Origin of the sequence: Hwangdonia sp., assembly GCF_048381975.1 — a bacterium.
Taxonomy (GTDB): domain Bacteria; phylum Bacteroidota; class Bacteroidia; order Flavobacteriales; family Flavobacteriaceae; genus Hwangdonia; species Hwangdonia seohaensis.
In genome coordinates this window covers 358,077-370,203 of record NZ_JBLWYT010000003.1, presented here as the reverse complement: position 1 = coordinate 370,203, position 12,127 = coordinate 358,077, and the positions used below count along the sequence as shown (strand labels likewise).

The 12,127-nt window shown below is 35.8% G+C and carries 9 protein-coding genes; 2 read left to right on the top strand and 7 right to left on the bottom strand.

What is annotated here, in order from left to right; all coding sequences use genetic code 11:
• Window positions 1-241: 241 nt before the first annotated feature.
• Window positions 242-1,000, bottom strand: coding sequence for a dienelactone hydrolase family protein (locus tag ACN5J7_RS07825; protein ID WP_418603465.1), 759 nt, complete (start codon window positions 998-1,000; stop codon window positions 242-244).
• Window positions 1,001-1,254: 254 nt separating this feature from the next.
• On the opposite strand from ACN5J7_RS07825, the gene bshC reads away from it, so the two are divergent.
• Window positions 1,255-2,853, top strand: a complete 1,599-nt coding sequence (gene bshC, locus ACN5J7_RS07820; RefSeq protein WP_418603464.1) for a bacillithiol biosynthesis cysteine-adding enzyme BshC — start codon at window positions 1,255-1,257, stop codon at window positions 2,851-2,853.
• Window positions 2,854-2,859: 6 nt separating this feature from the next.
• On the opposite strand, the gene ACN5J7_RS07815 is transcribed toward bshC, so the two are convergent.
• The 4 genes from ACN5J7_RS07815 to ACN5J7_RS07800 all read right to left on the bottom strand — a co-directional run bounded on the left by ACN5J7_RS07815 (window position 2,860) and on the right by ACN5J7_RS07800 (window position 6,149).
• Complete coding sequence (locus ACN5J7_RS07815; RefSeq protein ID WP_311939928.1) at window positions 2,860-3,213, bottom strand: hypothetical protein; 354 nt, start codon at window positions 3,211-3,213, stop codon at window positions 2,860-2,862.
• Between the two features lie 42 nt (window positions 3,214-3,255).
• Window positions 3,256-3,675: a hypothetical protein gene (locus ACN5J7_RS07810; RefSeq protein ID WP_311939930.1), complete on the bottom strand. Its 420-nt coding sequence runs from the start codon at window positions 3,673-3,675 to the stop codon at window positions 3,256-3,258.
• Window positions 3,676-3,696: 21 nt separating this feature from the next.
• Window positions 3,697-4,071: a hypothetical protein gene (locus ACN5J7_RS07805; protein WP_418603463.1), complete on the bottom strand. Its 375-nt coding sequence runs from the start codon at window positions 4,069-4,071 to the stop codon at window positions 3,697-3,699.
• Between the two features lie 224 nt (window positions 4,072-4,295).
• Window positions 4,296-6,149, bottom strand: a complete 1,854-nt coding sequence (locus ACN5J7_RS07800; protein ID WP_311939934.1) for a tetratricopeptide repeat protein — start codon at window positions 6,147-6,149, stop codon at window positions 4,296-4,298.
• A 164-nt stretch (window positions 6,150-6,313) separates the two neighbouring features.
• Between ACN5J7_RS07800 and ACN5J7_RS07795 the strand changes: the two genes are divergently transcribed.
• Window positions 6,314-7,687, top strand: a complete 1,374-nt coding sequence (locus ACN5J7_RS07795) for a pyridoxal phosphate-dependent decarboxylase family protein (protein ID WP_418603462.1) — start codon at window positions 6,314-6,316, stop codon at window positions 7,685-7,687.
• 79 nt (window positions 7,688-7,766) lie between these two features.
• Here ACN5J7_RS07795 and ACN5J7_RS07790 read toward each other — a convergent pair whose 3' ends face one another.
• Window positions 7,767-10,001, bottom strand: a complete 2,235-nt coding sequence (locus ACN5J7_RS07790; RefSeq protein ID WP_418603461.1) for a hypothetical protein — start codon at window positions 9,999-10,001, stop codon at window positions 7,767-7,769.
• 222 nt (window positions 10,002-10,223) lie between these two features.
• Complete coding sequence (locus tag ACN5J7_RS07785; RefSeq protein WP_418603460.1) at window positions 10,224-12,071, bottom strand: tetratricopeptide repeat protein; 1,848 nt, start codon at window positions 12,069-12,071, stop codon at window positions 10,224-10,226.
• Window positions 12,072-12,127: the final 56 nt, after the last annotated feature.

The window sequence follows — 12,127 nt, the reverse complement described above, 5'->3', positions numbered from 1 at the left end:
CTTGATAATATTTAATGTTTAATAGACAATTTGATTTAGAAAATCAATTCACCTGAGATGTTTTTTTTTTGAATAAATTATTTTTTCAAAGAAATAACGGTTTGATAGAATCAGGCAAACCATGGACAAAATGAATGATCCACATATTTGTCTATTAGTGTTTTTAGTAGTTTTACAAACGGCCAATCATCGTTACCAAAATTTAAAAACCTAATATTTTTAAGTTTATGGTCTGTTTAAGCTAATTCCAAACATGATTAACCAACCAATCAGCGGCATCTTGTAAATAGGATGCGTATTCGCAAGGTTCGTTATGGGTTAAGCCTGGGGCAATTACCATGGTAATATCGCTACCGGAATCAATGCTGGCGTTTACCCAATTTTCGACATTCTCCACAGGAAATAAAGCATCATCCTCACCATGAATCACATACACCGGAATAGGTATTTTTCTGCCCACACCGTTGTTTGTTGTGTTATATTGACTGGCCATGGGAATAGATGCAGAGAAAATACCGGATTGGGTTTCGGCAAAAAACCAACTTCCGTTGCCACCATCGCTATAGCCGTGTATCACCACTTTATTAGTATCTACCGGCAGGTATGTTGATGCTAAATCCACTAAGGCTAAAACCTGTTCGTTGTTATCAATTGTTGGCCATAATATGGCATTGCTATTCGGACTGATTATAATGGCATTAAGCGATTCAAAGCCCGTTTCAGCTAAACACTCCGTAAATTTATGGGCATTTGGTGAGTCGCCACAAGCAGCACAACCGTGTAAGGTAATAATTAGCGGTCTTTTGTTGTTTGTAAAATCCACATCCGGCATAATTACCCTAAAGTTCCAAGTACCGTTTTTAAGATTTTCTAATGAAATATCATTGTTTCCAGTATTAAAATCGATGTTGCTAAAATCGTCTTGAATATCTTCATAGGTCCGCGGTCCAGCATCACCAATATCGGGTTCATCGAAAATACCGGATTTATTACAACTCAAAAAAGAAAAGAGGATTAATGAACAGATTAAAACGAATTTGAGGTTTTTCATGATTGATTTATTTTGATGATGCCATGTGAAATTAATAAAATTTGAATGAATCAGCTTCAAATTATTGTTAAAAATACATTGAATGACGTATATTGATAGGGAAACCGAATTCTTGAAATAGAATTAATGCCAAATGCTTTAACGTATTTTTTAGAATGATAAAATTGGAATAACTGTATATTTACATAATTTTTTAATTAAACATGCATCAAAATTATATTCCGTTTCGCGATACTGGTTACTTTTCATCATTAATTTGTGATTATTTAGATGAAAAAAGCGAGTTAAATCCGTTTTACAATCGTTTTCCAAATCTTGAAAATTTTAAGGCCCAAATAGAGGAGAAGCGTCATTCGGAGCTTGTTTCAGAAGCCCATCGCAACGTTTTGGTTTCCGTTTTAAATCAACAATACCAAAATATTGAAGCATCAAAGCAAACCCTTCAAAATATTGAATTGTTAAAAGCCGAAAACACGTTTACCATTACCACGGGGCACCAACTTAATTTGTTCACCGGTCCTTTATATTTTCTGTATAAAATCATTTCAACCATAAATCTTTCAAAACAATTAAAAGAGGCCTATCCAAAAAATAATTTTGTGCCTGTGTATTGGATGGCGACCGAAGACCACGATTTTGAAGAAATCAATTGTTTTAATTTTAAAGGAAAGAAAATACAGTGGAACCACCTGTCAAACGGAGCGGTTGGTGAATTGCAAACTGATGGATTAGATAAGGTTTTCGAGTTGTTTTCAAAAGAATTGGGGCATGGTAAAAACGCCGATTATTTGAAGCAGTTATTTGAAGACGCTTATATAAAACACAGTAATCTAACAGATGCCACACGTTTTTTGGCTAACGCGTTGTTTACAGATTACGGATTGGTAATTATTGATGCCAATGAAGCCGACTTAAAAAGACAATTTATTCCTTTTTTGGAAGATGAATTGCTAAATCAAACATCGCATAAATCGGTTTCAAAAACAAATGAAGCGATTTCAAAAGATTATGGAATTCAAGTTAATCCACGGGAAATCAACCTGTTTTATTTAAAAGAAAATTTACGCGAACGTATTGTTTTTGAAGACGACATTTACAAAGTCTTAAATACTGATATTTCATGGCGTAAGAATGAGGTACAAAAAGAACTTTTAGAACACCCAGAGCGCTTTTCGCCAAACGTGATTATGCGCCCCTTGTATCAAGAAGTCATATTGCCCAATCTGTGCTACATTGGCGGCGGTGGCGAATTGGCATACTGGTTTCAATTAAAACAGTTTTTTAATACTGTTAAAGTACCATTTCCAATACTTTTGCTTCGTAATTCGGTTTTAATCCAAACGGAAAAGCAACAGGAAAAACTTGATAAGCTCCATATTTCAAAAGCCGATATCTTTCTGAAACCCGATGCGTTTATAAATAAAAAAGTAAGACAGATTTCGGATATTGATATCGATTTTTCGCCTCAAAAAGCACAGCTTAAAACACAGTTTGAAGCCTTGTACCAAATGGCCGAACAAACCGATAAGTCCTTTTTAGGCGCAGTAAAAGCCCAAGAGGTAAAGCAGTTAAAAGGGCTTGATAATTTGGAGAAACGCTTATTAAAAGCACAAAAACGACAACTGGCAGATCAAGTTTCTAGAATGCGCGACCTACAAAGAGTACTATTCCCAAACGGCAGTTTGCAAGAGCGAAACACCAATTTCTCAGAGTTTTATCTGGAATATGGCGAATCGCTTATTGTTAAATTGATAGAAAATTTAAAGCCATTAAAAGGGGATTTCTCAATCTTAACCTTTTAATCATTGTTATTTTAGGGATATACAGGAACTACCTTTAAAAGTAGTGCTTTCAATAACATTGTTTTTATTGGCCGTGAATGATGTTTGGCAATAATTTTGAGTTGTTGATTGGTAAGTTACATCGGCAAATTGGCTGTGTCGGGTCGTTACCAAGGAATTATTAACATACAAATACGTATACATTTTGCTGCCGTTTGGCAATTCGTAAATGTCGCTTGGTGGTCCCCAGCTGTTAATTAAGTCATTTACATCGGCTCCACGCCATGTATTAATTCTATTGGCGTAATTTTTTGAGGAAACACATGAGCTTACTAATAGGCCTATTACTATTATTTGAATTGTTTTTATAAGAGTTTTCATTTTTGTGGATGTTTATGATTTATCAATTAATTTGGATTTTAATTAATTTCTACCTAAGTCTAAGTCAGGAAATGTGGTTACATTTTCCTCGCAATTAGAAATCTCAAGTTCAGAGATGGTTTCGTTATGAATCTTATCTTGACAACGAGAGCATCTTCCTCTTTCATAAACAAAAGAGTAAAGCTTGTATTTTCCAGGTGTTAAAATGATGATTTGTGATTGTTTGGAAGGGATGATATAATTTGGAGGTAAATCGTTTTCATTTATATCATAAATGTCAGATTCATCTTCAATAAAGTATACATGTCTTGGGTACAAACTTTCATTGTTTTTAAGGGTTAATGTGGCTGGAGTATCACATATTTCGTCTTTGCTGCAAGAAACCAACATGGTCGTTGTGCTTATAACTATCAAACACAATGTGTTCAATCTATGGCTGTATTTTTTAAATAAAGAATTCATAATTTTTAAGTTATATGGCGATTAATTAGAATATTTTAGAAATTCTTCTTGACAACTGTATATGTCCATTTCCAAACTATTATCTACTACAATCCATTTATCATTGTTGGTTTTATATCTCAAATAGATTGTATAAGGACCTTCAGGTAATGTAATAGTTTCTTTGCCTTGAGTATTTATAACATGGTCACCGTCTCTGTCGGAGCGGTCTACACTAGAAGCGTTTTCGTAAACGTGTAGGTTATAAGAGCGATTGTTGTTGGTAATGGTAAGCCAACCATTGCCATCGCATGTTTCTTGGTCTTCTGCCGAACAGGAAGTTAAGCATGCAACTAAGGAAATTTGCAATATTAACGTGCAAAGAGTAAATATTTTTTGTTGTAATGGAGTTTTCATAATTCATTGTTTTGCGGATTTATGATTAGTTTTTGGAGTTTCTTGCAACCGGTTTAGTCTGCAGCCATAACCAGTGCAAGACTCCACAAAACTTGTTTGTCAACTTAATGACATTACAAACTTAGAAGAGTGGTTCCAAGATTAAAAATATGGATGGGGTACAAAGGGGGTACACCTTTTTAGCCTAGAGGTTATAAGGGTTTTGAAAGGGGAGGAGAAATGAGTTAAATGGCTAAAACGGCGTTTTCTAGCGAATCTTGAGGGGTTAAATCCATTTTTTTACGGAGACGATGTCTTGCTTTTTTCACGCCACCGGTAGATATATTTAATATGGTTGCAATTTCTTTTGAAGACATATTCATTTTTAAAAGAGCCATAAAACGCAGTTCGTTTTTAGTTACTTCAGGGTATTTAGTTTTAACGTTAAAACTAAAATCTTTGTGAACCTGCTCAAAATATTGTGTAAAGTTTTCCCAGTTTTTATCATCCTTCTGGTCGAAATTTATAGTTTTAATAAGCTCTTGATAGCCTTTGCTTTCTTTTGAGGCAACCTTAAGCGCTTTTGCTTGTTGCTTTAAATTTTCTAAAACTTCGTTCTTTTTGGCTAAGTGCAAAGCATGAGTGGTAAGTTCTTTCTTTTTGAATGCCAATTCTGCTTTAACACGTTCTTTTTCTAAATGGTTACGCTTCATTTTTTGACGAATGGCATAAAAGCCTAGACCAAAAAATAAAAGTGATAGTACAAGCCCTCCACCTAAAAGCAATTTTTGTAAGTTATTTATTCGGGCTTCCTGCTCCAAAAGTGAAATGGCAGTTTCTTGTTGCGCAATCTGTAATTCCTTCTTTTCCGTTTCATAGATAGTTTTAAGCTTTTCTATTTCCTTTGTTTTTTCAATTTGGAATAAACTATCTTGTATAAACTTAAACTTAGTAAAATCTTCCACAGCAGGTTTAAAAGCACTTCTTTTTTTATAAATGTTCGATCGCAATTCGTACGTATGCATGCGCATAACATGGAGTCCTACAGAATCTGCTAGGTTAATGGCATTGTTAGCATATTTTAATGCCATATCAGTATTGTTTTCTTCATAATAAAACTCACTGATTTGATAGGCAGACTTAATTACATCCATAATACGGTTGTTCTTTTTACCAAAATCCATAGCGGTTTTTAAATAATTTAGCGCTTTATGGGGTTGGTTTAATCGTATATAAGTTTTACCCAATTCAAAAAGTGCTAAGCACTCAACAGTAGGTGATGGGACCTTACGAGCCAATTGTAGTGCTTGGGTAAGTGTTTTTTCTGCTTTGTTGTAGGCCTTGAGGTGATAATAATTACCACCAATATTCATAAGGCTTTGGGCTAAAAAATCTTGGTCATTTTCTTGTTCGTAAATGGCTTTGGCTTCATATAAGTAGGTATTGGCATTTTCAAAATTTCCTAATTCAGTCTCTATGCGACCAATTTCAGATAAGGTATCCGCTCTTTCCAATCTGTCGTAAGGTTTCGTTAAGAGTTTTAACGCTTTATAACAATACGCTAGCGCATTTTCAAAATCTCCTTTTTCTCTAAATATTAACCCCATGAATTTATATGCCAAACCTTCGCCCCTTAGATTATTGTTTGCTTGAGCGATAGTTACATTTTTTTGAGTAAGCTCAAAGGCAAGTTTATGGTCTCCCTTTTCGAGGGCCAAAGTAGCAAAGGCATTGTTTACCAAAGTTTCTCCTTCGGCATACCCATTAGTTTTAAAAATGGACTGGGCTTTTTTAAAGAAAATTGTGGCAGAATCTTTTTGACCTATTTGTCTAAAACTAGTACCTATATTGAAATTTGCAAATCCAATTTCCTCTGTTTCATTTAATTTAGTAGCCAAATCAAGCATGTTGAAAGCATATTTTTTAGCTAATCCAACATCATTGTATAATGTTGCATAGTGTAGTCTGTCAAGTATGTAAACCTTATCTGCATTGTCTGGTAAGCTGTTATAGATTTTTAATAAACTATCAACCTTTTTATTGTTTTGGGTAACTAATGCTAAAGGTATTAAGGAAAGTAAAAAAAAGGTCTTTATCATGTAATAGAAGGTTGGTGTTTGATAAAAATACCTTTTTATTCTTCGCGAAACAAATTGCTAAATAAGAATCAAGTTTATCAAGAGTTTGTAGACCAATAAATCCAACCATAAGTATTAAATTTACATCCTCTAAATAAAGAATTTTAATCTTAGAATTTAAATACATGCATAAAATAGACATGGATTTGATTGAAATGACCATGGATGTTATGAAATATACCATCGATAGAATTTCGTCAACACAACATAAAATTGGAAAACCCAAAAAGGCTGAAGAACTTAAAGGTTTGGTGGGCGATACCATCACACCAAAAGGTGTTGGCGGTGAATATGCCTTTAAAATGTGGAAAAAACACTTGGCCAAAGCCAATGTGCCTATCGATCACCCTAGGCATTTAGCCTTTGTTCCCGCTTCGCCAACACGTGCCGCCATTATGTTCGATTTAATTACATCGGCATCCAGCATTCACGGTGCTTATTGGATGGAAGGCGCCGGCGGTATTTTTTGTGAAAACGAAGCCATGGAGTGGATTGTATCCTTAACCGGTTTGCCCAAGGGTGCATTCGGTGTTTTTACAAGCGGCGGTACGGCAGCCAACCTTTCGGCTATTGTAACTGCGAGAGAGTATTGGCGCAGTTTAAACGAGCAGAACAAAGTTGAAAAAGGCCTGGTGATTACATCGGTTGGGGCGCATTCTTCAATAAAAGCGATGGCTAAGGTTGCCGATGTGGATATTCTTTTAGTCGATACAGAAGATGTTATGTATGGCACAGCCTTGCAAGAGACTATCAATAATTTAACAGCGCATCAACGCAGACGTTTGTTTGCCATTGTGGCAACAGGCGGAACAACAAATGCGGGCATTATTGACGATTTAGAGGGCATTGCCAGAGTTTGCGAAGCAGAGAATTTATGGTTCCACGTAGATGCTGCTTATGGCGGTGGCGCTTTGGTTGCCGATTCTGTAAGACCGTTGTTTAAAGGTATTGAGCGCGCCGATAGCATTACTATCGACCCGCATAAATGGATGTTTTCGCCTTACGATTGTGGTGCCGTAATTTATAAAGAACCCGAATTGGCAAAACGAGCACACTCGCAAGAAGGCTCGTATTTGGATATTTTTAAAGATGAGGGAGCGCACGGTTTCAATCCAACCGATTATCAAATCCAGTTGACACGTCGTGTTAGGGGCTTGCCGTTGTGGTTTTCGCTGGCTACCCATGGCACAGACCGGTATAAAGAAGCGGTTGAGCGTGGATTGGAATTAGCTCAAATTGCAGGTGACATTATTGAGAAAATGCCGCATGTGGAGTTGGTTCGAGCACCTAGTTTATCTTGTGTGTTATACCGAAGAATAGGATGGAAACCCGAAGATTACACGCATTGGACTTACGAAAACCACAAAAAGGGATTCGCTTTGGTTACTCCAACAAAATGGAAAACGGGTGATACCTTTGAAACCGTTTCGCGTTTTTGTTTTATCAACCCGGATACCACAGAAGGCGATATTAAGGCTATTCTAAACTCAATGAAATAAATATTTCTATGGTTTAATTATACACAAGAAGCGAGCTTTTAAGCTCGTTTCTTGTGTTTTAAAGCTGACTAACTGTGGTCTATTTGTTTTTAGCCTCGCTAATTAATTTTGAAAGTGCTCCTTCCGGATTGCATGTGGTTGTTTTTACACGTGCCCTTTCTACCATTTCACTGCCACTAAAAACATCAAATTCTTTCACTTCTTTTTCTTCACCATTAATAATTATAAATGGTGTAAACGCTTTAGTATTGTGGTTATATGTAAAACCAGATGATTGTAAACCACTCGTTAATTCATTAATACATCCTTCAACACTATCTTTCAAATTTTCTAAATCTTCAATGGTCGGTAATTGGTCAAGAATTATTTGAGCGTCAAATTTAATGCCTTCAGCTTCAGTAATATATTGTACATTGTCGGCGGCCTCTAATAATTGCGATACTTGCTCCGTGGTTAGTATTGTGGCAGAAACGGTTCGGTTTCTTGTAGTACTACTAGACCAAACACTACATTTGCTAATATCGGGGATGGGACTTGGGTTGTTAACAGCTTTATTGCCATAGGTAATGGTTACTTTAACTGTTTTATCTATTTTGTTTAAAGAGGCTAAATGGCGTAATGCCGCTTCTAATTCTGTTCTAGTTTGCGTATTGTCATTTGAGTCGTCAACGGCATCTTTAAGTCTGTCAAGCGCGTCTCTATAAGGGTCTACTATGCCATTGACTTTTGAAGAAATATTTGTACTACATAAGGCAGCGCCATTTTCGCTAACTATGTCGCTTGCTTGCTTATTGGCACTCTCAATAGCTGAGGAAACGGCATCGTCAATTTCTTCCTGAGCTCTATCAATAATACCAGGTAGCGCTGCTCTTAAACCTCTTAAACTCAATTCGAGTTCATATTGTTCGTTGGCTGCTTCTAAGTCTGCAATAGCTTGTTCGGTAGTTGCAATGGCGTCATCAATTTGCCCTGTAACGGTTTCAGAAATACCCTCTGTAAAATTTACTGGTGGGGTTGCAATCATTTTGGTTTCATCAGTAGTAAATGTTGCTTGGGCCTCCCAAACTTCATCATCCACTATTACTTGGCCTTCCATGGTAAAAGCTTCAGGTGTTGCGCGCATACCACCACCTACTGATTGTGTGCCTGTTGGTGTTTCTAAACTTAACTCTCCAGATAAACCAATATCGAAATACCCGGTTTGTTCAACAAAACCGTAGGCGTTTAAATTGCCACTTGGAGCCACGGGTATAATTTCTGGCCACCATGACAGGTCTGGTTCTACCAACCCGTTAATAAATGCTTTTGAAATAATACCGTTATTAGTACTGGCTTCGGCTACAATTGCAGCGCTCCCAGAACCTATGGGGAATCCAAAGGAAATAAAGGAAGCAATATCAAATGAAAAATCTAGCTTTCCATTGATACCGGCTTTATAATGTGCTCCGAAATCAGATTCCATGGGTTCATCAAAATTGGCGCTAATATCAAATCCTCTGTTTTGATAATACATCCCTGAGGCCTCGAATACTTTATAAAACGATACGGTGCCACCAGTAACCTGGTTTGCTTCAAACGACACCACGTTACCTTCAACGGGGTTAGTGGGAACAAACATAAAATTAGAACCAAAAGAAGCACCAAAACTTACACTGCCAAGCTTAGAACTGGAATCGTTACTACTTCCGCCACTATTACCCCCATTGTTGCTTCCATCGTTTCCGCCCAAAGCATCACCTCCTAAAGAGAAGAAAAACATGGGGTCTGTGTAGTCTGCAATATAAGTTATGTGCCCGCCAACAGGTGCTTTTATGGAAATAGGTTTCTGTGCATCGGGGTCATCATTTGCACCTACTTTTAATTCGATGTTAACTGAAACGTGGAAAACAAAATAATAGCGCTCGTCTACCAATTGTATTTCAAAATCCCTGTTTTCGTTTAAAAACTTTCCTAAAAAATAGCCTACATCGGCTTGTACAGGGTTTTCGAATTCAAAATAATTGCTGTTTGACGGAATATCAGAAGTGCCCGTTACCCCTACTAAATTGCCATTATTGTCAAATTCTACATCTAAATCTGCATTATCAAACACAACATCGCCCGAGGTTTCAGTATCAATGGTTAAACTACCTTCTACATTATAGCCGTTTTCGGTTTGGGTAACATTGCCATTAGTCGTGATGTTGAGATTTGAAATTTTACCATTAGCGGCAGCTGGAATATCTACTGGTTCGGTATTTGTTGAACAGTTTGTGAGTATAAATAAAATTAGTAAAAGGGAGCAAAACGTTTGAAGTTTGGTGTGTGGTTTCATAATGGTTTGTTTTGTGATTGTTAACTTAGTTTTGTGTGCCCTTGCGCTGTAAAGGTCTGCAGCCCAAGCTAGCGCAAGATACCACAAAACGGTATGCCAAATTAATGACATTCCAAACTTATTGTAAGAAATTTAAAATGAATAATTTTTGGGGTGGACAATAGGTGGACAACCCAAAAATTAATAAAAGACAAAGAGTAGACAGCTGATTAACGCCCCGTTTTATAGGTTTAAAACCAGGTCTTGTAGCGAATCTTCGGTTGAAATTCCTAATTTTTTTCGAAGACGGTAACGTGCTTTTTTAATGCCTTCTGGAGAAATATTAAGAATGTTTGCAATTTCTTTTGAAGATAAATTCATTTTTAGAAGAGACATTAAACGCAATTCGTTTGAGGTAACTTCAGGAAATTTTTGTTTCACATTACTGTTAAAGTCTTTGTGCACCTCTTGAAAATATTTACTGAAATTCTCCCAATTATTGTCGTCTTTCAGATCAAAATTAATGGTTTGAATAAGTTGCTGGTAACCGTTAAGGTCGTTTTCAGAGGTTTTAAATTTCTGGGCTTTTTGTTTTAAGCTTTCCAATACTTCATTTTTTTTTGCCAAATGTAGGGCGTGGGTGGTGAGTTCTTTCTTTTTAAAGGCTAATTCGGCTTTTATTTTTTCTTTTTCCAATTTGTTGCGTTTAAGTTTTTGTCTAACAGCATAAAAACCTATAAGCGATAAAAGGAAGCCTATGCCTAAAAGTAATCGTTGTAAATTGTTGTTTTTTTCTTGTTGCTTTAGTAAATCTATTTCTTTATTTTGAAGCAGAATTTCTTGTTCTTTTTTCTCGGTTTCGTATTGGGTTTTTAATTCATCAATTTGCTGTGCTTTTTTACTATTAAATACCGAATCATTCAAAACGATGTGGTTTTTATAATCTGAAACGGCGTTTTCATAGCTGCCAATTTCCTCATAGGCTTCGGCTCGTTCTTTGTAATTATCAGATAAGTTATCAATAGAACCAATAGAGTCTGCTAAGTGGATAGCCTCGGAAAAATAATTTATGGCTTTTTGGTATTCTTTTTTGCCAAGGTATGCAGAGGCCACATCATTAAAATGAATAATTTGATTGTTTACAGAGCCATGCTTTTTAGAAATTTTATTGGAATTAAAAAAATGCTCTAAAGCTTTATCATATTCATTTTTGTCTAAATAAATAGCGCCTATGTTGGCCAAATATGGCGCAATAAAATCATTCCATTTTTTCTCCCTACTTATCTTTAAGCCTTTATTATAGTTTAAAAGGGCTTCATCGTAATTTTTTAAATGATAAAACGTATTTCCAAGTTCCATATATGTGATGGCCAGCCATTTGTGGTGATTCAAATCAATAAAAATAGCCAATCCATCTTCAAGGTATGGAATAGCTGCCTTGTAATTGTTCCTTAAGGTTTCTGTACGCCCAAGACCGGTTTTTATAATGGCTTCGCGTAATGGCTTTTTGTTAGCTAGTGTATCATGAACTTTAGATGCAAGGATTAAATTTTCAATAGCACTTTTAAAGTCCCCTTTATCTAAATGAATGTTAGCTTGTTGCTGGTAGGCATCACTTAACATTAACCCATGTTGTAAATTCTCTGCAATTTGAATGGATTGGTTTGATAACTCTAAAGCTGGTTTAAAATTACCCTCTAGGTTTTCCGTACGGTTCCAGGCATGCAATACCTTAAACAAGGATTTATGATCATTTAATTTTTTGTAAGCACTTTCGGCTTTAGCAAAATAATATCTTAAAGAATCTAGGTTATGATGTTTTACATAGTAATGACCTAAGTTTTTATAATTTATAGCCACACCTTCAGGGTAGTTTATATTTTTCGATATGGTTAATCCTTTGTGCAGATACTCTAGTGCTAGAGCAGGATTAGAAACTCTACTTTCAATAAAAATTAAATCAGCGGTTTTTACTTTTTCTGTATTTTGAGATTGCTGCTGGAACACAGAGCGTAAACTATCTAGTTTTTTGTTGTTTTGGGAAATAAGAAAAAAAGGAACAAGGAAGGTTATAAAAAAGACTTTTTTCATATATCGGTTGGTTGGTTTTTGCTAAAAATAACTAATTATTCGTTGTAAGTCAAATA

Bases quoted from the DNA above. Each gene is read 5' to 3' on its own strand.
- bshC (WP_418603464.1), top strand. From the start codon at position 1,255: ATGCATCAAAATTATATTCCGTTTCGCGATACTGGTTACTTTTCATCA.
- ACN5J7_RS07815 (WP_311939928.1), bottom strand. From the start codon at position 3,213: ATGAAAACTCTTATAAAAACAATTCAAATAATAGTAATAGGCCTATTA.
- ACN5J7_RS07810 (WP_311939930.1), bottom strand. From the start codon at position 3,675: ATGAATTCTTTATTTAAAAAATACAGCCATAGATTGAACACATTGTGT.
- ACN5J7_RS07805 (WP_418603463.1), bottom strand. From the start codon at position 4,071: ATGAAAACTCCATTACAACAAAAAATATTTACTCTTTGCACGTTAATA.
- ACN5J7_RS07800 (WP_311939934.1), bottom strand. From the start codon at position 6,149: ATGATAAAGACCTTTTTTTTACTTTCCTTAATACCTTTAGCATTAGTT.
- ACN5J7_RS07795 (WP_418603462.1), top strand. From the start codon at position 6,314: ATGCATAAAATAGACATGGATTTGATTGAAATGACCATGGATGTTATG.
- ACN5J7_RS07790 (WP_418603461.1), bottom strand. From the start codon at position 10,001: ATGAAACCACACACCAAACTTCAAACGTTTTGCTCCCTTTTACTAATT.
- ACN5J7_RS07785 (WP_418603460.1), bottom strand. From the start codon at position 12,071: ATGAAAAAAGTCTTTTTTATAACCTTCCTTGTTCCTTTTTTTCTTATT.